Source organism: Thiocapsa imhoffii, from assembly GCF_016583985.1.
Classification (GTDB): Bacteria; Pseudomonadota; Gammaproteobacteria; order Chromatiales; family Chromatiaceae; genus Thiocapsa; species Thiocapsa imhoffii.
On the sequence record NZ_NRSD01000006.1, the window covers coordinates 132818 to 152929 of the forward strand.

At 65.1% G+C, this 20112-nt stretch carries 20 protein-coding genes; 10 read left to right on the forward strand and 10 right to left on the reverse strand.

All coding sequences use genetic code 11. From position 1 onward, the window contains the following. Positions 1–22 precede the first annotated feature (22 nt). The 7 genes from CKO25_RS08265 to CKO25_RS08295 all read right to left on the reverse strand — a co-directional run bounded on the left by CKO25_RS08265 (position 23) and on the right by CKO25_RS08295 (position 7233). On the reverse strand, positions 23–2035 hold the full coding sequence (locus CKO25_RS08265) for a VWA domain-containing protein (RefSeq protein WP_338115094.1): 2013 nt from the start codon (positions 2033–2035) through the stop codon (positions 23–25). After that, positions 2022–3020, reverse strand: coding sequence for a VWA domain-containing protein (locus CKO25_RS08270; RefSeq protein ID WP_200387445.1), 999 nt, complete (start codon positions 3018–3020; stop codon positions 2022–2024). Before CKO25_RS08270 ends, CKO25_RS08265 begins: the two co-directional genes overlap by 14 nt. Before the next feature lie 64 nt (positions 3021–3084). Beyond that, entirely contained in the window at positions 3085–3582 is a 498-nt protein-coding gene (locus CKO25_RS08275) for a DUF4381 domain-containing protein (protein ID WP_200387446.1), read from the reverse strand. Beyond that, positions 3572–4543, reverse strand: coding sequence for a DUF58 domain-containing protein (locus CKO25_RS08280; protein WP_200387447.1), 972 nt, complete (start codon positions 4541–4543; stop codon positions 3572–3574). Before CKO25_RS08280 ends, CKO25_RS08275 begins: the two co-directional genes overlap by 11 nt. 69 nt (positions 4544–4612) lie before the next feature. Further along, positions 4613–5662, reverse strand: a complete 1050-nt coding sequence (locus CKO25_RS08285; RefSeq protein ID WP_200387448.1) for an AAA family ATPase — start codon at positions 5660–5662, stop codon at positions 4613–4615. 125 nt (positions 5663–5787) lie between these two features. After that, on the reverse strand, positions 5788–6459 hold the full coding sequence (locus tag CKO25_RS08290) for an HAD hydrolase-like protein (protein ID WP_200387449.1): 672 nt from the start codon (positions 6457–6459) through the stop codon (positions 5788–5790). A 126-nt stretch (positions 6460–6585) separates the two neighbouring features. After that, entirely contained in the window at positions 6586–7233 is a 648-nt protein-coding gene (locus CKO25_RS08295; RefSeq protein WP_200387450.1) for a CDGSH iron-sulfur domain-containing protein, read from the reverse strand. A gap of 615 nt (positions 7234–7848) precedes the next feature. Between CKO25_RS08295 and nhaR the strand changes: the two genes are divergently transcribed. After that, on the forward strand, positions 7849–8760 hold the full coding sequence (nhaR, locus tag CKO25_RS08300) for a transcriptional activator NhaR (protein ID WP_200387451.1): 912 nt from the start codon (positions 7849–7851) through the stop codon (positions 8758–8760). Between the two features lie 235 nt (positions 8761–8995). Here the strand turns inward: nhaR and CKO25_RS08305 are convergent, their stop codons facing one another. After that, entirely contained in the window at positions 8996–9301 is a 306-nt protein-coding gene (locus CKO25_RS08305) for a hypothetical protein (protein ID WP_200387452.1), read from the reverse strand. A 96-nt stretch (positions 9302–9397) separates the two neighbouring features. Continuing rightward, entirely contained in the window at positions 9398–10150 is a 753-nt protein-coding gene (pssA, locus tag CKO25_RS08310; protein WP_200387453.1) for a CDP-diacylglycerol--serine O-phosphatidyltransferase, read from the reverse strand. A 286-nt stretch (positions 10151–10436) separates the two neighbouring features. Here pssA and hoxE point away from each other — a divergent pair, with 286 nt between their 5' ends. The 7 genes from hoxE to CKO25_RS08345 all read left to right on the forward strand — a co-directional run bounded on the left by hoxE (position 10437) and on the right by CKO25_RS08345 (position 16306). Further along, entirely contained in the window at positions 10437–10931 is a 495-nt protein-coding gene (gene hoxE, locus CKO25_RS08315; RefSeq protein WP_200387454.1) for a bidirectional hydrogenase complex protein HoxE, read from the forward strand. Then, positions 10931–12541: a NuoF family protein gene (locus CKO25_RS08320; RefSeq protein ID WP_200387455.1), complete on the forward strand. Its 1611-nt coding sequence runs from the start codon at positions 10931–10933 to the stop codon at positions 12539–12541. The genes hoxE and CKO25_RS08320 overlap by 1 nt, the downstream gene beginning before the upstream one ends. Positions 12542–12607: 66 nt before the next feature. Continuing rightward, positions 12608–13339 carry a bidirectional hydrogenase complex protein HoxU gene (gene hoxU / locus CKO25_RS08325; protein WP_200387456.1) on the forward strand — a complete coding sequence of 244 codons (732 nt, stop codon included), beginning with the start codon at positions 12608–12610 and terminating at the stop codon, positions 13337–13339. After that, positions 13336–13878, forward strand: a complete 543-nt coding sequence (locus CKO25_RS08330; RefSeq protein ID WP_200387457.1) for an NADH-quinone oxidoreductase subunit B family protein — start codon at positions 13336–13338, stop codon at positions 13876–13878. The genes hoxU and CKO25_RS08330 overlap by 4 nt, the downstream gene beginning before the upstream one ends. Before the next feature lies 1 nt (position 13879). Continuing rightward, complete coding sequence (locus CKO25_RS08335; protein WP_200387458.1) at positions 13880–14206, forward strand: hypothetical protein; 327 nt, start codon at positions 13880–13882, stop codon at positions 14204–14206. A 123-nt stretch (positions 14207–14329) separates the two neighbouring features. Next, positions 14330–15757: a Ni/Fe hydrogenase subunit alpha gene (locus CKO25_RS08340; protein ID WP_200387459.1), complete on the forward strand. Its 1428-nt coding sequence runs from the start codon at positions 14330–14332 to the stop codon at positions 15755–15757. Next, positions 15758–16306, forward strand: coding sequence for a hydrogenase maturation protease (locus CKO25_RS08345; RefSeq protein WP_200387460.1), 549 nt, complete (start codon positions 15758–15760; stop codon positions 16304–16306). It begins immediately after the preceding gene. A 141-nt stretch (positions 16307–16447) separates the two neighbouring features. Here the strand turns inward: CKO25_RS08345 and CKO25_RS08350 are convergent, their stop codons facing one another. After that, complete coding sequence (locus CKO25_RS08350) at positions 16448–18037, reverse strand: CYTH and CHAD domain-containing protein (protein ID WP_242467498.1); 1590 nt, start codon at positions 18035–18037, stop codon at positions 16448–16450. Between the two features lie 212 nt (positions 18038–18249). Between CKO25_RS08350 and tal the strand changes: the two genes are divergently transcribed. Next, a complete protein-coding gene (gene tal, locus CKO25_RS08355) occupies positions 18250–19221 on the forward strand; it encodes a transaldolase (RefSeq protein ID WP_200387461.1) in 972 nt (323 codons plus the stop codon). Positions 19222–19314: 93 nt separating this feature from the next. Then, positions 19315–20109, forward strand: a complete 795-nt coding sequence (rsmA, locus tag CKO25_RS08360) for a 16S rRNA (adenine(1518)-N(6)/adenine(1519)-N(6))-dimethyltransferase RsmA (RefSeq protein ID WP_200387462.1) — start codon at positions 19315–19317, stop codon at positions 20107–20109. Positions 20110–20112: the final 3 nt, after the last annotated feature.

A 20112-nucleotide genomic window follows, 5' to 3' on the forward strand; every position in this document is an offset into this window, starting at 1 on the left:
GGGGCGCCCCACCCCGCGCCCTTCAGGGTAGGCGGCCTTCGCGGCGCAACTGTTGCAGAATAAACCGTTGCCGCAACAGCTCACTCGGATCATCCGGCACCCGTCGTAACTGAGCCTCGAGTGCCTGCTCGCGCTCGGCTGCCGCGGGGTCACGCGCGCCGCGGTTCGCATCCATTGGTGCGCCCGCCGACGCCTCCATCTCCTCTAGGGTGGACGCCTCCTGATCCGCGTCGAGGGCCTGATCGAGTGCATCACGGATCTCGGCATCGTCCGTCTCCCGCGGCTCAGCCGCATCCGGCCTGTCGCTGGGACGGATGTCATCGCCACCGCTTGAGTCGCTCGTCGCGTCATCACCCCGCAGCTGCGCGGATGACCCGGACTGATCCTGAGCCTCAGGCTGACGCTCATCCTGGGTCAGATCCGCATCCTCCTGGCCATCGGCGGCAGCATCCGCCCCGGACGCCTGATCGTCGGAGCCAGCGGGATCGCCCGCGTCCGCGCTGGTTGGATCATCAGGGTCTGATTCGGCCGCGTTGGAATCAGCCCCCGTTGAATCCGCGGTTGTTTGATCGGACTGGGCTTGATCGGAATCGCCCGGATCATCGCTGGCGGAATCCCCCGCCGCATCGTCAGCGTCCGCATCCGGTGGACGCTCACGCAGTGCCTGGACCAGCTCGAGGTTGTGGCGCGCATCCTGGTGATCCGGATCGCGCGACAAGACCGCTTCATAGGCCGCGATGGCGTCGTCCCAGCGCCCCAAGCGCGCCAGCGCATTGCCGCGATTGTAATCGGCGTCCAGGTCGGACAACTCGGCCAGGCTCTCCAGGGCCCGGGCATAGTCGCCGGCCTGGTAGCGTGCGGCGGCCTGCCATGCTGGATCCTCGAAGACCTCGGCCGCCTGCTCCGCGGCCCCAGCCGCCAGTTCGCGCGCGGCACGCTGATCGGGGCGCGACCACAGATCCGCCCACTCCCAGGCCCAGCTCGGATGCGGCGGGAGAATCAAGACGACCGCGACAGCCGGCACCAGCCAACCGCGCCGAAAGGCCAGGGCGGCAAGTGGCAACAAGAGCAACAGCAGCCAAGGTCCCTCCTCACGCCACTGATCCGACTGCAGGCCGGAGTGCTCGACCACCGCGCCGCCCCCCTCGCTCTGACCGAGCAGGACGCGCGTGTCCGCGTCACCTGGTTCCGCTTCGACATAGCGTCCGCGGCCGAGTCGCGCCAGCTCGCGCAGCGGTCCCGGGTCGAGCCGGGCGATCCGGATTCCGCCGTTGGCGTCCTGCTCGAAGCGTCCCGCGACCGCGCCGGCCCCATGCTCGAGTGGCACCGGTGCCCCTTGCTCGGTGCCGACCGCCAGCACCGAGACCCGGTGCCCATCCGCCACCAGCCGGGTGACCGCCGCGCGTGTCGAGGCCATGTCCGTCACCGCATCCGTGACCAGGATGACCTCACCGCGCGTCGCCCCGGCCTGGTCCAGCAGTTCACCCGCCTCGCGCAGCGCCTGGGCGGTCTCGCGCGCACCCACGATCGGAATCAGATCGGTCGTCAGGCGCGGCACCTGCACCGCGATGGTGTTGGCATCGCGCGTCAGCGGGGAGACCAGGAAGGGAGCCGGTCCGAAGGCGATCAGCGCGACCTGCCCATCGTCGCTCGCCTTTAAGAGATCAAGAATCTCGAAGCGTGCGCGCGCCAGACGGCTCGGTCGCTGATCGGCGGCATTCATGCTGGGCGAGAGATCCAGCAGGATGACCCGGGCCGCATCACGGCCAAACAGCGGTTGCACCTCCCGCTCCCAGGCAGGTCCCGCCAGGGCGAGGATCGCCAGGAGCCAGCCCAGGCCCAGGAGAATCAGGGGAAGACGGCGGGGGGCGCCGTCCCGCTCGACCAAGAGATGCGCGAGCAGATGTCGGTCGACCAGCCGTTGCCAGACGAGACGCTGGCTTGGACGCCGCCACAGGAACAGCAGGAGGGCGGCCGCCGGGACGAGCGCGAGCAGCCAGACGGGGCGCAGAAGCTGGAGTTCAACCGGCCACACGACGCAACCCTCCGCGCCACCCCGACCACCAGGGGGATGCCGCCAGTCCAAAGGTGAGGAGCACTGCCGCCGCCGCGGGCCAGACATAGAGCGCGCGGCGCGGGCGGACCGCCCGATCGGTGCGTTCGCTGGGCTCGAGCCGGTCGAGTTCGGTATAGATCTGTTCGAGTTCCCCGCGCGCTTGCGCCGCGAAGAAACGCCCGCCGGTCAACTCGGCGATACGCTCTAGTGATTCGGGATCGAAGTCGGCGCGCGCGGGTCCCCACCGCCCGGCCAGCGCCCCGTTACCCATTCCAATGGTGTAGATCCGCACCCCCGCGTCGGCCGCGAGTTGCGCCGCGGCCAGGGGTTCGATGTGGCCCGCGTTGTTGGCCCCATCGGTCAGGAGGATCAGCACGCGATTGTCCTCCGGCTCGTCGCGCAGTCGCTTCACGGCCAAGGCGATGGCATCGCCGATCGCCGTCTCCCGACCCGCCAGCCCGACCACCGCCTCGCTCAGCATGCTTGCGACCGTGTCCCGATCGAAGGTCAGGGGCGTCAGCAGATGCGCACGCGACCCGAACAGGATCAAGCCCATTCGATCGTGCTCGCGCCGCTCGATAAAGCGGGCCGCAACCGCCTTGACCAGGGCGATCCGCGACACCGGCCGGCCATTCAGTTCGAAATCAGCCTGCTCCATGCTGCCGGAGATGTCGATCGCCAACAGGATGTCCCGGCCCGCGATCGGCAGATTGATCGGGTCACCGACCCATTCCGGGCGCGCTGCCGCCACCACCAACAGGGCCCAGGTCAGCAGGGCCAGCCACAGACGCGGTGAGGGTCGTGCCCGGGAGACGGCACAACCGGCGTTTGGCGCGGCACTCGCGAGCAGCTCCGCGGGCACCCGCAGGGCCGCGCTCTCCTCCTCGCGCGCCCGAGGCAAGCCCATCACCAAGCGCGGCAAGGGCAATGCCAACAACACCCAGGGCCAGGCCAGCGTCAACATGATGGTGGTTTGTTTCTCGTCAACATTCCAAATCCCAGCTCAGACCCGCTCCGTCCCATCCGCATCACGCCACCTCGCCGGCCCGAATCCAGATCTCGGCACAGGCCAGCACGGCATCCGCGTCACAGGCGTCGGGCGCGGTGCCGCTGTAGGCCAACTCCGTCAGGAGCCGTCCGGCACCCGAGCAGAAGCAATCCGTCCCTCCGGTCTGGTCCAGGAACGCCAGCCAAGCCTGGCCGGTTAGACCCGCCACCTGCCCGCGCGCGAAGCGACGCAGGGCGAGACGGCGCAGGATCCGCGACACCCCGGCGGCGAAGGCTTGTGCATTCCGATCCTGCTCGAAGGCTCGCCGCAGTGCGGTCAACTCCTCCCGCGCCAGCGCCGCGGCCGCGCGATCCGCCGCGCGCGGTGAATGGCGTGCGCGACGCCACCAGATGAGTGCCGCCGCCAGCCCCGCGAGCAGCAGCAGGGTCAGCAACCACCAGCCCGGAGCCGGCGGCCACCAGGCCACCGCGGCGGGCAGATGCCAGTCGCGCAACTGACTCAGCGGATCATCCATCATGCGCGCCTCGCTCCCCAGCCCGCCCATGATGGGACCTCCGCCCACGCGCGCCGAGCCCCAACGCGAGGGCCGGTCCAACGGGGTCCTGGGTGCTCAAGGGCAACAGATGCGCCCGATGACGACGCGTCAACCACTCCAGGGTCTCCATCCGCGCGCGAAAGCCCCGCGCATAGTCGAGCCGTTGCTGGGCGCTGGTCAGATCCAGCACCAGGCGTCGCTGACCATCGGTGATGACATAGCGACCCGGAGGCGGCGTGTCTCGTTCGAACGGGTCATGGATCGGCAGGAAAAGCAGCTCGCTGGTCGCGGCGATCTCGGTCATCCAGCGGGCCTCGTCGCGCTTGATCCCGGCAAAATCGCTGATCACGGCAACCAAGCTCCCGGGGCGGACCAAGCGCGCCAGGTATCCCGCCGCCGCGCCCAGTGACGCGAAGCCGCCGCTGGAACCGGTCGGTGGCGTCGGCCGCGGCACGGGCGTGGCCAGGCGGTCGAGCAGCGGCAACAGGCCGGCGGCGCGTGCGGCAGGGCGACGCTCAAGCGTGCGCCCCTCATCGAAGATGAGACCGCCGACCCGATCCCCGCGATCGATCGCGGCCCATCCGAGCAGGGCTGCCGCGTGCGCGGCGACGACCGATTTGAAGGCGACCCGGGTCCCGAACCGCATGGCCGGTCCTTGATCGACCAACAGCCACACCGGCCGCTCGCGCTCTTCACGGAAGAGTTTCACGTGCGCCCGGCCCGCGCGCGCCGTGACACGCCAGTCCATGTTGCGTGGGTCATCGCCCGGCTGATAGACCCGGGACTCGTCATACTCCATGCCGCGTCCGCGAAAATGCGCGAGATGCCCGCCGGTGCGCGTGGCCAACACCCATCCGCGCGGGGCCAGATCAAGACGCCGCGCGTGCTCGCGCAGCGCGATCAACTCCGGCAACGCGGGTACGGTTCCGTCCGGGCGGGTCATCACCGCGGGTTGCGTGCTAGATCCTGGCCTGTCCATGTGCTCACTGCCGCACCATCACCCACGCCCCGCTCATGGCGCCGCGACCCGCGCGAGGAGCACCTCGACGAAGTCATCGGCGCTCTGCCCCTCGGCTTCCTTCTCATAGGAGAGCAGCACGCGATGCCGCAACACATCCGGGGCGAGGGCTTGAATCTCCTCGGGCGAGACATAGCGGCGCCCATTCAGCCAGGCCAGGGCACGCGCGCAACGATCCAGCGCGATGGTCGCGCGTGGGCTGGCCCCGAAGCGCAACCAGCCGCCTAGATCCGGCGAGTAGGCGGCGGGGCGACGGGTCGCCATCACCAGGTGGACCAGATAGTCCTCCACTTCCGGGGCCATGTAGATGTCCAGGATCGCCTGACGCGCCGCGAAAACGCTGGCCTGACGCAAGAGGGTCCGCGCCGGGTCGATTGGCTCACGCCGCGCCTCGGCGCGATTGAGTCGCAGGATCGCCCGCTCGGTGTCCAGATCCGGGTAGTCGACGCGCACATGCATCAAGAACCGATCGAGTTGGGCCTCGGGCAGGGGGTAGGTGCCTTCCTGCTCGATCGGGTTCTGCGTGGCCATCACGAGAAAGAGACGCGGGAGCGGATAGGTCTCGCGACCCACGGTGACCTGCCGCTCGCCCATGGCCTCGAGCAGGGCCGATTGCACCTTCGCGGGCGCGCGGTTGACCTCATCGGCGAGCAGCAGATTGTGGAAGACCGGCCCGCGATCGAACCGAAAGGTGCCGTCGTGCGGGCGATAGACCTCGGTCCCGGTCAGATCCGCCGGGAGCAGATCGGGGGTGAACTGAATCCGGTGAAAATCGCCTTCCAGTCCAGCGGCCAATTCCTTCACCGCGGTGGTTTTGGCGAGTCCGGGGGCGCCCTCGACCAACAGATGCCCGTCGGCCAATAGGGCGATTAAGAGGCGGTCGATTAGCCCTGCCTGCCCTAGCACCGCCGTACTCAGTTGCTGACGCAACGCGGCGAACTGCTCGACCAGCGACGACTCGTCCTGGTCTCGCCCCACTTCGGCTGAAGCTTCGGGGAGCGCCGCCGGGCGTGCGGCGGCGATGAAAGGGGATCGCTCGGACATGGGTGATTCAGACATCGATCTGGGTTTGGTTTGGTCGTCAATGGGTCAAGATGACAGCGCGGATCATGCGCGTCGGTTTCCGGTGGCCTGCGCCTAACCCGAAACCAGCAACCGCTGCGACCGGTTTAGCCTGGTGAGAGTTCCGAATCCTCGCCCTCAATCCCGAGTGCGAGCCGGTCGCGGCAGGTGAGCAGATCGCGCGGTCGCTGACACTGGAACTCCGCGCCCGCGGCCGCCAGTCGTGCGAGCGGTGTGTAACCCCAGGCCACGGCGGCAAACCGCATGCCCGCGGCGCGCGCGGCCTCAAGATCGCGCAATTCATCGCCGACATAGAGCATCCGCTCTGGGCGGACCTTTGCCCGGCGCGCGACGGATCGTAGGACCCGGGCCTTACCAAATAACCCGGTTCCGCCAATCACATCCTGCAATCCAGGCAGCCGGTGGCGGCGCACATAGTCGCGGACGTTCGAGCGAGCATTCGAGCTGATGATACCCAGTCGATCACCACGACGCAGCAGGGCCTCGAGGGTGTCGGCCATGCCTGCGACTGGAGCCGTGTTCAGTAGATCCTCCCGCATCTCTCGGCGCATGCGCGCGGCCAATTGGGGCAACCGATAGGGCGGCACTCGCAAGGTGTGCATGATCTCCAGCGCATGCCGTTCACGCAAGGGTTCGAGTTCCTCGCGGCTAAGCAACGGACAACCGAACGCTGGCCCCACCCGTTGAAAAGCCGCAAAGGCACACTCGAAGCTGTCAACGAGCGTGCCATCGAAATCGAAGAGAATCCGGCCAGCCATCCGATCGCGTTGCATCCTCTCGGTGCGCCGCCTGGGCGCAATCCTAGGGTCATTCACAACCGCATGCGTCCTGGGAGACGCCCGCGGCTGGTGTTTGAAGGCCGTCTGACCGGAAAGACCGGAAATTTATCCCTTGAAACCGATTTTTTTGTGCATGCCATCGCAAAATGGCTTGTTGTTCGAGGCGCCACACCGACACAGAAACGCCTTCTCGCCTTGCCAGGCGAGCCGACCGCTGCCGGCACGGATACTGAGATTGCCGGACAGCACCATCGGACCATCCGGGCGCAATTCGACCTTGAGCGAGCCACCGGTTGCCGTGAGCCCGGCACCACGATCCCCAACGGCACCGGCGTCGACGAAGCCGGCTTCGACATGGCTGTTATCGCAGAAGGGCTTGTTTTGCGAGGCGCCGCAACGACAGAGCGCGGCGCGAAACCGTACCCCCGGCATATCCTCCGCCGCGCCCTGGATGTCGAGATCACCGGTCAGATATAAGGGGCCATTGCTCGCCACCATCGCGACGTTCTCGGCCGGGGCCGTCTCTGGCACGCCGGATTTATCCTGATAGGTCAGCGCCCCACTCGGACAGCGCTCGACGATCTCACGCACTTCCGCCGTCGTGGCGGCGTCCGGATCGCACCAGGGCTCACGCCCGCCGACGAACAGATCCCCCTTGGCGTAGCCACACTCACCGATGTGAATGCAGAGACGGCCATCGAAGTGGACGTCGATCTCACGACCAGCGAAATCGAGTTGTTGTTTATCGCTCATGCCTGCTTCGCTCCGTGTCACGTTGGGGCGGTGCGCACCGGCCGAGGCCGTCAACCCCCAGCAGAGGCCAGTGAATGCGGTCTCAAGGGGTGCGACACACCAATGTTTCGCAGTCTACCAATGTCCCGCAGTCTGATTGTGGGGTTCCGCCTCGGGTCATGGTCATCCGAATCCGGTGCCCTGGTTGTCAGCGACCGGATTCGGCCGCTTGGTCCTGTGATGTGGGGCGCATCACACCTTCAGGCAACGGTTTCGCCGATCATCCCCGCAAGGCATCCATCAGCATGACCCGAGCCATGTGATCCGCCCGCGGGCCTCACGGCAGCCGTGCCGCGGTCGATCGCGTCGGACACCAGGCCCGCGTGCAATGCTGACCACAACGCCCCGTGCGATCTGGCAGCATCGCGGCCGGAGGCTTTCGGGTATGATGCCGGGCCTGGCCTTGACGGGGCTCGGTGTCCCAGAACAGGGCGCGACGCGATCATGTGAAGCGGCAGCCACGCGATCCGTCGCCGCCGCGCCCCAGACCAGCCGAACATCCGTCGTCGCACCAGGGATCCGCATCCCGTCTCGCAACTCTGAGTCAATCCATACCAGCGCGAATCGCCTGTCCCGATGCCTAATCTGAATATGAAGCACCTGCGCTACTTCTGGGCCGTCGCCAAGCACGGTTCGATCGCGCGCGCCTCCGAAATGCTGCATCTCACGCCCCAGACGATCAGTGGCCAATTGCGTGAACTGGAAGATCAGATCGGGGCGAAGCTCTTCGGTAAATCCGGACGCAACCTGGTGCTGACCGATAGCGGACAACTCGTCCTGACCTATGCCGACGAGATCTTTCGCTTGACCGGCGAATTGCAAGACGTCATCGCCGGTCGACCACCGGCCTCGGGCATCACCCTGCGGGTCGGCATCGCCATGGTCGTGCCCAAGCTACTTGCTTACCGGGTCCTAGCACCTGTTCTCAAGACACCCGAGAAGGTCCGATTGGTCTGTCACGAAGCCCCTCTCACCGACTTGCTCGCCGCCCTGTCGGTGCACAAACTCGACCTTGTCCTGGCCGATTGTCCGGTGAGTCCGGCGCTCAACATCCGCGCCTACAATCATGCGCTGGGTGAGTCCGGGATCAGCTTCTTCGCCACCGCTGAATTAGCGGAGCAACATCGTGACAACTTTCCCGCGTCGCTTAACGGCGCCCCGATGCTCATGCCCACGAGTTCAAGCTCGCTCCACCGGGCGCTCGAACTCTGGTTCGATCGCCAGGGCGTGAAACCGCTTGTCGTCGCTGAGTTCGAAGACCGGGCGTTGATGAAGGCCTTCGGTGAAGGAGGCGCAGGCATCTTCACGACCCCCACCGCGGTGGAGCGTGACATTCTCGACAAATATCGGGTCGCGCTCATCGCGCGGGTCGACGAGGTCAAAGAGCGCTATTACGCCATCACCGCGGAACGCCATATCAAACATCCAGCCGTCTCGACCATCACCGAGACCGCGCGTCACGATCTGTTCGCCGTCAAGCCGCTCTGATCCCCAACAGCCCCCGTTTCCCTCAGGCCCGGGGCGAACGCGCACAATGCGGATTGACGGCGCGATGGATACCAGGCCAAGCGCCTACCGTTGATCATCGCGGCATCTCAGCGCACCGCGAATCGCACATCAGCCACCATCAGTGTTCCACCCGTCACGGCTAGCGATCGCTGCCGACGGGCTGTCATCGGAATCATCCACTGAAGGCGATGGTGAGGGCAGAATCGGGCGTCGATCAGCGATTCCGGAGCAGACGTTGCCGCGAGCCGTAATCGGGGGTGTTGGTCCCCTGGATGGCCCGATAGACCACGCCATCGCGGATGATGAGGCGATCGGATGACCCATAATCCGGGGTGCGGGTGCCCTTGATCGCCGGGTAGACGATGCCATTGCGCTCGATGAGAAGCGGGCCGCCAGAGTCGGGGGTCTGGGTACCGGGAATGGGCGTCCAGATCTTGGTGTCAGCCTGCGCGAGTGGCGGCAGCATCACCGCTAAGAGCACGAGCGCCGTGCGCGCGGTGGTGGTTACGATCGATTTCATCAGGATCCCTCCATGTGCGGACATCCTCTGAGCAGGCTCAATGGATCCAGATCGAACCCTAACCAAGTGCCTGCGCGGGCGCAAGTGGCACCCGGCTCAGGGCACGTTGCGTCGATGTCGCGCGCGGGTCTGGCGCAGCCGAAGGAGGGTCCAGATGGGCCCGGATAGGGCGTAGGTTGACGCCAGCAGAAAGAGCATCAGGGGTGGGTAGATGAAGATCACGGCGAATCCGAGCATCACCGCCACGGCCAGCAGAAAGGGGACGCGCCCCTGCACATTGAGTTGTTTGAAGCTGAGATAGCGAAAATTGCTCACCATCAGGAGACCGGCCCCGGCGGTGATGAGGGCTGCGAGCCACGACACGCTTTCGCCCGGGATGCCCAGGTCGGCACCGATCCAGACCCCGCTGGCGATGATGGCCGCGGCCGCGGGACTGGCCAGCCCCTGAAAAAAACGTTTATCCGCGATGCGAACTTGGGTGTTGAAACGGGCGAGACGCAGGGCCGCGGCCGCGGTGAAGATGAAGGCGGCTAGCCATCCCACCTTGCCCAAGCCACCGAGCGCCCAGTGATAGGCCACCAGGGCCGGAGCCACCCCGAAGGCCACCATGTCCGAGAGGCTGTCGTACTCGGCACCAAAATCGCTTTGCGTTTGGGTGATCCGCGCCACGCGCCCATCGATGCCGTCGAGCAGTTGGGCCGCGAAGATCGCGAGCGCGGCGGCCTCGAAGCGCCCCTGGGTGGCGGCGAGGACGGCATAGAATCCGGCGAACAAGGCCGCCGTGGTAAAGAGATTGGGCAACAAAAAGATGCCGCGAGGTCGCTTGCGAGGGGTCGGTAGCTCGTCCATTGTTCGTCGTCTCGGTAGCGGCCGGGAGAATGAAGGCGCCAGTATAGCCGCCCGCACGCCAGCACTGAAAGAACGCGGCGGAACCCTGTGATGCACCGAAAGTGCGCGCAAGAGAGGCATCAAGGACGCCGCGAACTGTCATACACTGGAGTCTGGGGGTGCGGAGAACTCCCGCGGGTGAAGGCAGCTCAGGGGGTGGCGAGGGCAGAGCAGTGGAGAGGCTGCCCGAACGCCGCGCTCGCTCTTGACCCATTGAATCCACCATGACAACCAAGTTGGAGGGGAGATGAGTTTGCAGCAAGCCAGGCCACCGCTGCCCAGCGACGACAAGCGTTGGAAGCTCGTCAATGCCACCATGCGTCGCAACGGCTATGCGGGACATGCCTTGATCGAGACCTTGCACAGCGTCCAGGACGCGTTCGGCTTCCTCGACGAGGCCTCGTTGCGCTTCGTCGCGGCCTCACTGGATCTGCCCATGAGCAAGGTGTTCGGGGTTGCGACCTTCTATCACCTGTTCACGCTCAAGCCGAAAGGCCGCCACGCCTGCGTGGTCTGCACCGGCACCGCCTGCTATATCAAGGGCGCCGGGGCCTTGGTCGAGCGGCTGCACGAACGTTACGACATCCTCCCCGGCGAGACCACGAGCGACGATCGACTCTCGCTGCTGACGGCACGCTGCGTCGGGGCCTGTGGTCTCGCCCCCGCCATCGTGGTCGACGGCGACGTGCTCGGCAAACTCGACAGCGAATCGCTCATCGCCAAACTCGAGGAGTTGAACTGATGAACCTCGACGATCTGGCCGATCTGGCCAAACAATACCGAGCTGTCGATCAGCAGGTGACCCGTGAGATCCGGGTCTGTGTCGCCGCGAGTTGTCAGTCATCCGGCGCCGGCCCCGTGCAGGATGCCCTCGTCACCGCCTTGGGTACCGAGCTGCCCGACTGCAAAGTGAAGGGGGTCGGCTGCATGGGGCTGTGCTCAGCCGGGCCATTGGTCGCGGTGGCGGCGCCCGACGAGTGCCTCGAGGAGGCCACCCTCTATCGGGACGTCACCCCAGCCGATGCCGATGACATCATCGGAACCCTGGATGGAGCCCCGCTCGAGCGCCTGCATTGTCCCACCAATCAACCCTTCTTCGCCCGACAACGGAAGATCGTTCTCGAACATGCTGGACTGATCGATCCGGATAGCTTCAAAGGCTACGTCGCGGTCGGTGGTTATGCCGGTCTGATTCGCGCGCTCAGCGAGATGACACCAAGCGATGTCCTGCGCGAGGTCACGACCAGCGGACTGCGTGGACGCGGTGGCGGCGGCTACCCCACGGGCTTGAAGTGGTCGACCGTGGCGAAGATGCCGGCCGAGCAAAAATATGTGATCTGCAATGCCGACGAGGGCGACCCGGGTGCTTTCATGGATCGCGCCATCTTGGAGTCCGACCCCCACCGTGTCATCGAAGGGATGGCCATTGCCGCCTATGCGATCGGCGCCAACAAGGCCTTCGTCTATGTCCGCGCCGAGTATCCGCTCGCGGTCGAGCGCCTGCATACCGCCATTCGCAAGGCCAAGCGGTCCGGTTTTCTCGGCAACAAGATCGCCGATACCCAGTTCAATCTAGAGGTGGAGGTCCGGCTCGGAGCCGGGGCCTTCGTGTGCGGGGAGGAGACCGCGCTGATGGCCTCGATCGAGGGGCTGCGTGGTCAGCCGCGTCCGCGCCCACCCTACCCCGCCGAATCCGGTCTGTGGGGGCGCCCCACCCTCATCAACAATGTCGAGACCTTCGCCAACATTGCCCCGATCATCCGCGAGGGGGGCGACTGGTTCGCCGCCATCGGGACCGAACGCTCGAAGGGGACCAAGGTGTTCGCCCTGGCCGGCACCATCACCAATACCGGCCTGATCGAGGTGCCCATGGGGACCTCGCTGCGCGACATCATCGAGGTGATCGGCGGCGGCATCCCCGGCGGCAAGGCATTCAAGGCCGTGCAGACCGGCGGACCCTCGGGGGGCTGCATCCCGTCGCAACACCTCGACATCGGCGTGGACTACGACAGCCTCAAGACGCTCGGCACCATGATGGGTTCGGGCGGGATGATCGTCATGGACGAGACCTCCAGCATGGTCGATGTCGCGCGCTATTTCATGGAATTCTGCATGACGGAGTCCTGCGGCAAGTGCATCCCCTGTCGCACCGGGACCCAACAGATGCACAGCATCCTCGATCGCCTGGCGAAGTCGCAGGGCACCCGGGCCGATCTGCTGCTGTTGGAGGAACTCTGCGAGGTGGTGCAGGCGACCAGCCTCTGTGGGCTCGGCCAAACCGCGCCGAATCCGGTGCTCAGCACCATGCGCTATTTTCGTGACGAATATGAGGCGAAACTCAGCGACGCTTGACGCCTCGCGCGCACAGCGCGCGCAACGCCATCCACGACCTCACCCGACGACTGCCACGGAGCCGCCATGCCACTACCCGCGAACCGACCCAACGTCCGTGTCGTCACCCTACAGATCGACGGTCAAGATCTGTCCGCTCGTGAAGACGAGACCATCATCGAAGTCTGCCGCGAGCACGGCATCCCGATCCCCAGCCTCTGTTACCTCGACGGTCTCTCGATCTGGGGCGCCTGCCGCCTCTGTCTGGTCGAGGTCACGGGGCAAGGCCGCCTGTTGGCGGCCTGCTCGACCCGCGTCACCGAGGGCATGCAGATCCAGACCAATACCGAAACCCTCCAACGCTATCGACGTACCATCGTCGAGCTGTTATTCGCCGAGCGCAATCACGTCTGCTCGGTCTGTGTCTCCAATGGTCACTGTGAGCTTCAGTTCATGGCGCAGATGTGTGGGGTCGACCATGTGCGCGTGCCCCATCGACAGGTCAGTTATCCGGTCGACAGTTCGCACGAGATGTTCCGGGTCGATCATGACCGCTGCATCCTCTGTACCCGTTGTGTTCGCGTCTGTGACGAGATCGAAGGCGCCCACACCTGGGATGTGATGGGACGTGGCAGTGATTGCCAGGTCATCACGGACATGGCGGAACCCTGGGGCGATAGCGACACCTGTACCAGTTGCGGCAAGTGCGTCCAGGTCTGCCCCACTGGCGCCTTGGTAAAACAAGGCACTTCGGTCGGCGAAATGGTCAAAGATCAACACTTCCTGCCGATCCTCGCCCGTCGGAGACACATCCTATGAGCACCTCGCCCAAGATCACGGTCGCCACCACCTGGCTCGATGGCTGCTCGGGCTGCCACATGTCCTTTCTCGACATGGACGAACGCCTGATCGAACTGGCGCAGCACATCGACATCCTCTACAGCCCGCTGGTCGACAACAAGATCCTGCCTGAATCGGTCGACATCGGCATCCTGGAAGGCTCGGTCAGTTCGGACGAGGACGTGGAGAAGGCCCGGGCCTTTCGCAAGCACTGCAAGATCCTCATCAGCCTCGGCGACTGCGCGGTGAACGGCAATGTCCCGGCCATGCGCAATCACTTCAAGTTGGCCGATGTCATCGACCACGCCTATCGGGAAACGGCCACCCTCCAGGCACAAATCCCAACCCAACAGGTACCGGCCTTGCGAGCCATCGTGCAACCCATCCATGCGGTCGTCGAGGTTGACATCTATGTCCCCGGCTGTCCGCCAAGCGCGGACACCATCTGGTATGTCCTGAGCGAACTCATCGCGGGACGACAACCGAATCCCAGCGCCGTCACCCGTTTCGGAGCCTGAGGTGAACCATCCCAAGCAACCCGGCCACGCGCGCCGCGATGAGGAGCAGGGCATCCTGATCGCCCTCTTGAATCGTTTGACGTCGCAACGGCTCCCGCGCCTGCTCGATCTGAAGACGAAGGTCACGCGCGGCGAACGGCTCGACAGCTTTGACATCCACTTCCTGCACGAGGTGCTGGAGGACGCGAAGGCGCAGCAAGCCAGGTGGGCCGATCATGCCGAATTTACTGACATCATCGCCAAGGTCACGCAGCTCTATCATGAGATCACCGAGCGTGCCCTGGCCAATGAGGAAGACGCCGGTACGACACACCAGCCGAGCGACTAAACCACTGTGGATCAAGCGGGTAGGCGCCAAACCCAAACGAGTTGGCCCCCAACGAACAGCCGCCGTCATCGTCATGACCAGTGCGCCTCGATTCACGTGGCGCTCAAAGAACAGGGCACATCCATGAGCCGGACCATTACCATCGAACCCGTCACCCGCATCGAGGGACATGCCCGCATCACCCTGCAATTGGGGGAGGCAGGCGAGGTCGAGGATGCGAAGTTCCACCTCACCCAATTTCGCGGCTTCGAGAAGTTCTGCGAGGGCCGCCCCTACCGCGAGATGCCAGCCCTGACGGCACGGACCTGTGGGATCTGCCCGGTCAGCCATGTGCTGGCATCGAACAAGGCCTGCGATCACTTGCTCTCGGTCAGCATTCCACCCACGGGTGAGAAGCTGCGCCGCATCATCAATCTGGCACAGCTCACCCAATCGCATGCCCTGTCCTTCTTCCACCTGTCGTCGCCCGACCTCCTGCTCGGTTGGGATTCCGACCCGGTCTCCCGCAATATCTTCGGCGTGATGCGACAGGATCCGGCCTTGGCGAAGGACGGTATCCGACTGCGCCAGATCGGCCAGACCATCATCGAAACGCTGGGGGGCAAGAAGATCCACCCCACCTGGGTGGTGCCCGGCGGAGTCAGCGAGCCGCTGGTCCAGGAGAAACGCGATGCGATGTTGAAACTCATTCCCGAGGGACTCGACATCGCCAAACGCACCTACACCTTTTTCAAGACCCTAGTTCCTAAGTTCAAGGACGAGGCCGAGCACTTCGGCAACCAACCGACCATGTTCCTCAGTTTGGTCAGCCCCAAGGGGCATCTTGAGCACTACGACGGCTTGATCCGTATCAAGGATGCACAGGGGCGGATCGTCGAGGACATGGTGCCGCCGCATGAATACGAGCGCCTGATCGGCGAGGCGGTCGAGGACTTCAGCTACATGAAGTTCCCGTACTATAAACCGCACGGCTATCCGCACGGCATCTATCGGGTCGGCCCGCTTGCACGGCTGAACAATGTCGATGCCTGCGGCACGCCCTATGCCGATGTGGCGCTCGCCGAGTTCCACATGCTGCAGGAATCTGGCCCCATCGCGAGCAGCTTCCATTATCACTACGCGCGCCTGGTCGAGATCATCTACGCGCTCGAGATGATGGATCGGCTCCTGAAGGATCCCACGATCCTCGACGCGCGGGTCCGGGCTCGGGCGCGCAGCAACCGCTCGGAGGGCATCGGCGTGTCCGAGGCGCCACGCGGCATCTTGATGCACCATTACAAGATCGACGACGAAGGGCTGATCAATTGGGTCAACCTCATCATTGCGACCGGCCACAACAACCTCGCCATGAATCAAAGCATCCGCCAGGTCGCCGATGCCTATGTCGATGGCAACAACCTGCGGGAGGGCATGCTCAACCGTGTCGAGGCGGTGATCCGGTGCTTCGATCCCTGCCTGTCCTGCGCCTCGCACGCCTTTGGTGAGATGCCGCTCGCCATTGAACTGCGCGCCGCCGATGGTCGCATTCTCGACACCCTGAGGCGTGGCTGAGTGGACGGTTCAGCCCCACCCTCCGCGCCATCCTCCGCGCAGGTCTTGATCATCGGCTACGGCAGCCCGATCCGCGGCGATGACGCGATCGGGCCGCTGGTTGCCGATCGCCTCGCGCGGGACGGTGTCCCCGCGGGCGTCACCGTGCTCTCGCGCCACATTCTTACCGCTGAGTTGGTGGCGGATCTGATCGAGCGGGATCGCGTGATCTTCCTCGATGCCGCGGTGGCGGGAGCGCCTGGGACTGTCCGCTGCCAGCGCTTGCATCCCGACGCACATGCTATCTCGACCATGGCCCACTTTCTCGACCCCAGGGAACTCCTCGCCTGGTGCGAGACCCTCTATGGTCGCGTCCCCGAAACCTATCTCGTCACGGTCACCGGCGCCTCGTTCGACTATGACCATTACCGTCTGACACCGCAGGCCGAAGCAGCCATTCCGCCCATGTTGGAACTGATCCGCGCGCTGATGCTCGGGACTGCGTCCGAGCAGGCCGGTTGCCACGGCGGGGATCGGCCAGTCGGGCAGGATCCGGCAGCGAGGGTGTAGGCGGCGCGCGACGGGCTCGTCACGGCCAGGCGGCCCAGCATGACAGTCAGAGTCGGAGTCAGCGTGAGCGGGGCACCAGCGGATGCGGCGCCGCTCGACGCAGTGGGGATCGGGCCTGAGTCAACCGTTTGCGGTGCGGGATCAGTGGTGGCCGAACAGACGCCTGAACAGCACCTGCTGTTCATCGCCAACATACTGGCTGAAGACCTCGGCAAAGGACGCGCGCGCCGCCGTCTGACGCTCGGACAACTGACCCGCCAACGCGCCCATGGCCAGCAGGGTCTCGGGATCCGCCTCGCCGGCGCGATACATCTGTCTCGCCCAGTCGAGCAGATGGTCGGCCTGCACCGACAGATCCTGTAGCTCGCCGAGATGATCGAGCAGGGTCTTGAGCAGCTTGATCAGCCGTGTCAGCTTTCCGCGTGGGTAAAGGCTCTGGAACAGCTCGATCAAGTAGCGCAGTTTTTTACAGCTCTTGCGCAGTTCATGCAGCTCCGTCGCCGGTGAGTCGGGCCGAATCGCGAGCCCTTCCTGACGGACACGTTTCGCCATGCGCCGGATGCGGGCATCCGCGATTGCCTTGATCGCGTGTCCCGCCTTGGGTCCCGCCGCGTGCGCGCCCATCGGGGCCTCGAGGAAGGCTTGCCAATCCGCCATCAGCTCGGTGAAGGCCGGGGAGGCAAGCACGGCGGCGAGATATTCCTGTTCCTGAGCCTGGCGCAGGACCAGAAACTCGTGGAACGGCCCCATCCCAAGGCGCAAGGACGCGGGCAAGGCGTCACGGTAGCGCGCGAACTCCAGCAGATAGACATCGAGATCCCGCAGCGGACCCGTGACCTGCTGCAACCAGGCAAAGCGCACCCGGAAGTCCTCGACCACCGACGCGGAAAAGACGCCCTTGACCTGGGTCAGGGCCGAGCGAGTGCGCCGCGTCGCCACGCGCAGGTCATGCAGGAACTCGATATCCCAATGCGCGCGGGTGCCCTCGACATTGGCCTGGAGGATTCCGAGCAAATGCCTGAAGACACCCTTGAGCGCCTCATCCGCTCGTTGTTTGGGATCGATCCGCTCGTCGATCTTCGCGGAATAATCGTTCGGCCGACGACCGCGGAGGGCGAGCGCTTCATCCAACTCAGCGCCCGGGGAGGGGCACGCCGCAAAGGCCCCGCGCGCGCGCGCGATCACGGCGGCGAACCGTTCGACATGCGAGGGCTCCGCGTCGAGGCGAATCAGGGGCGCGAGCGCACCACAGAGATCCCCCCCAGGCCCGAGCACGCTGCGCTCCTCGATCGCGACCCGCAACAGGCCTTGCCCTTCATCCGGCTCGATCCGGCTGTTCGTCACCCGCCGCTGGATCGTGACGAGCGGCAGCAACCGCCGGATCGGGCTGAGCTTCAGCAGGTGCTCGCGCACCGGGCCGGGCGGCAGGCGCGCGGCGAAGTCGAGTGCATCCCGCTGCCCCTGAGCACGCGCCTGGACAATCGGCCTGGATGCGGCATCAAGTGAACGGAGCACCAACTGATCCGGCAACGCCGCCGCGGACTCCGCGTCCGTGCGCACGGCTAGGGACAGACCGTCGCGATAGAGTGCCCAGTCGAAGGTGTCGTAGAGGATGTCCGTCACGGCTTCGCTCGGCCGCGGCACCTGGCGCTGTGAACCCCGGAGGATCCTGAGGATCTCATCCACGGAGGTGTCGCGCGCGGCCTGAAGTTCGATCATGGCAGGAGGCATGGGGAGACGCACCAGGCTCGACGTGAGGGCACAGCGGTTGCTCGACCACTTCGATTCGGGTTCACGAGCCGATGTCCTCCGTGTCAGGATCGGTGGTGCGGACGTTCGGCCCGCGCCGCGCCCTCGGCCGGGTCGATTCGAAATTGTCACGGGTTTCCATTAAGGTCTCGTGACCCGCCGTTTTACTCAACCCCTCAAACAGGTGTGGAACCATGAGCAAACTCGACCAACTCAAGACCATGACCACGGTCGTCGCCGACACCGGAGACTTCGAGTCCATCGCCGAGTACACACCACAGGACGCCACCACCAATCCGTCGCTGATCTACAAAGCGGCGCAGATGCCGCACTACCGCGAACTCGTCGAAGACGCGGTGCTCCATGGGATGCGCGAGGGGGGCGCCGATGCCTTGAGCCAGACCCGCGCGACCATCGACAAGCTCGCGGTCAACTTTGGCAGCGAGATCCTGAAGATCGTCCCCGGGCGCGTCTCCACCGAAATCGACGCCCGTCTCTCCTTCGACACGGAGGCCACGATCAAACGCGTGGCGGCCTTGGTCGAACTCTACCAGGCCGCGGGAATCGATCCGAGCCAACGCGTGCTGTTCAAGATCGCCTCGACCTGGGAGGGGATTCGCGCGGCTGAGCGGCTCGAGCGTGAGGGGCTTCATTGTAATCTGACCCTGCTCTTCAGCTTCGCGCAAGCCGCCGCCTGCGCCGATGCCGGGGTGACCCTGATCTCGCCCTTCGTCGGGCGCATCCTGGACTGGTACAAGAATGCCGAGAACGTCTCGGGTTATCCTACGGATGAAGATCCCGGGGTGCAATCGGTGACGCGGATCTACAATTACTATAAGCGCCACGGCTACCAGACGGTCGTGATGGGTGCAAGCTTCCGGAATCTCGATGAAATCCTCGAATTGGCCGGTTGTGACTACTTGACCATCTCCCCGGCGCTGCTGGGTGAACTGGTGTCGACCGAGGGTGATGTTCCCCGCAAACTCGACCCCGAACGCGCCAAGACGATGGACATCCCCCGCGTCTCCTATGACGAAGCGAGCTTCCGCTGGGACTTGAACGAGGATGCGATGGCGACGGAGAAACTCGCCGAGGGGATCCGTCTCTTCGCGAATGCCACGCGGAAGCTCGAACAGTTCGCCCATGAAGTCTGCCACAACTGTTGAGACCGGACCGAACAGCGTGCAGGCCCGCGCGGTGAATCCACAATCCCATGCGCGGCGGCCGAGCGGCCGCCCGAGCGCCGGAGTCCGCATCTGATGGAACACCGAGCACGCAAACGCTTCGGCCAAAATTTTCTCCATGACGCCCGTGTCATCGAGCGCATCATCGCACTGATCGCGCCCCGACCCAACGAGGCCATCGTGGAGATCGGACCCGGCCAAGGGGCCATCACGGCCGGGCTGCTCGCCGCGGTTGGCTCCCTTGATGTGATCGAACTCGACCGTGATTTGGTTGAGCCCTTACGCCACCGTCTCGCCGCGTGCGGTGAACTGCGCATCCATCAGGGTGATGCCCTGCGCATTGATCTGTGCACGCTCGCCGCACCCGGAACCCGACTGCGTCTCGTGGGCAACCTGCCCTACAACATCTCCACCCCACTCCTGTTTCGCTTCCTCGAACAGTCCGCCTGCGTCGAGGATCTTCATCTGATGCTGCAGAAAGAGGTCGTCGAGCGGATCGTCGCTGTCCCGGGCGAGAAGCGCTATGGGCGTCTCTCCGTGATGGTACAGACGCAGTGCACCCCAGAGGCGCTCTTTCGCATTGGCCCCGGCGCCTTCCGACCGGCTCCCAAGGTCGAGTCCGCCTTTCTCAGACTACGCCCCCACCGCCCGCCTCGGTATGCGCTCGCGGACCCGCATCTCCATGCACGCATCGTCGCGGCGGCCTTCGGGCAACGCCGCAAGACGCTGCGGAACAGTCTCGCGGCCTTCGCCGACGAGTCCCAACTGCGCGATCTCGACATCGATCCGTCCGCTCGGGCCGAGTCGCTCGATGTCGCCAGCTTCGCACGGCTGGCGAACGCCGCTTGCAAATTTCCGCCGAGACCCTGAAAT

Bases quoted from the DNA above. Each gene is read 5' to 3' on its own strand.
- hoxU (WP_200387456.1), top strand. From the start codon at position 12,608: ATGCCACTACCCGCGAACCGACCCAACGTCCGTGTCGTCACCCTACAG.
- CKO25_RS08305 (WP_200387452.1), bottom strand. From the start codon at position 9,301: ATGAAATCGATCGTAACCACCACCGCGCGCACGGCGCTCGTGCTCTTA.
- CKO25_RS08285 (WP_200387448.1), bottom strand. From the start codon at position 5,662: ATGTCCGAGCGATCCCCTTTCATCGCCGCCGCACGCCCGGCGGCGCTC.
- hoxE (WP_200387454.1), top strand. From the start codon at position 10,437: ATGAGTTTGCAGCAAGCCAGGCCACCGCTGCCCAGCGACGACAAGCGT.
- pssA (WP_200387453.1), bottom strand. From the start codon at position 10,150: ATGGACGAGCTACCGACCCCTCGCAAGCGACCTCGCGGCATCTTTTTG.
- CKO25_RS08275 (WP_200387446.1), bottom strand. From the start codon at position 3,582: ATGATGGATGATCCGCTGAGTCAGTTGCGCGACTGGCATCTGCCCGCC.
- CKO25_RS08290 (WP_200387449.1), bottom strand. From the start codon at position 6,459: ATGGCTGGCCGGATTCTCTTCGATTTCGATGGCACGCTCGTTGACAGC.
- nhaR (WP_200387451.1), top strand. From the start codon at position 7,849: ATGCCTAATCTGAATATGAAGCACCTGCGCTACTTCTGGGCCGTCGCC.
- CKO25_RS08330 (WP_200387457.1), top strand. From the start codon at position 13,336: ATGAGCACCTCGCCCAAGATCACGGTCGCCACCACCTGGCTCGATGGC.
- tal (WP_200387461.1), top strand. From the start codon at position 18,250: ATGAGCAAACTCGACCAACTCAAGACCATGACCACGGTCGTCGCCGAC.
- CKO25_RS08340 (WP_200387459.1), top strand. From the start codon at position 14,330: ATGAGCCGGACCATTACCATCGAACCCGTCACCCGCATCGAGGGACAT.
- CKO25_RS08280 (WP_200387447.1), bottom strand. From the start codon at position 4,543: ATGACCCGCCCGGACGGAACCGTACCCGCGTTGCCGGAGTTGATCGCG.
- rsmA (WP_200387462.1), top strand. From the start codon at position 19,315: ATGGAACACCGAGCACGCAAACGCTTCGGCCAAAATTTTCTCCATGAC.
- CKO25_RS08295 (WP_200387450.1), bottom strand. From the start codon at position 7,233: ATGAGCGATAAACAACAACTCGATTTCGCTGGTCGTGAGATCGACGTC.
- CKO25_RS08350 (WP_242467498.1), bottom strand. From the start codon at position 18,037: ATGCCTCCTGCCATGATCGAACTTCAGGCCGCGCGCGACACCTCCGTG.
- CKO25_RS08270 (WP_200387445.1), bottom strand. From the start codon at position 3,020: ATGTTGACGCTGGCCTGGCCCTGGGTGTTGTTGGCATTGCCCTTGCCG.
- CKO25_RS08320 (WP_200387455.1), top strand. From the start codon at position 10,931: ATGAACCTCGACGATCTGGCCGATCTGGCCAAACAATACCGAGCTGTC.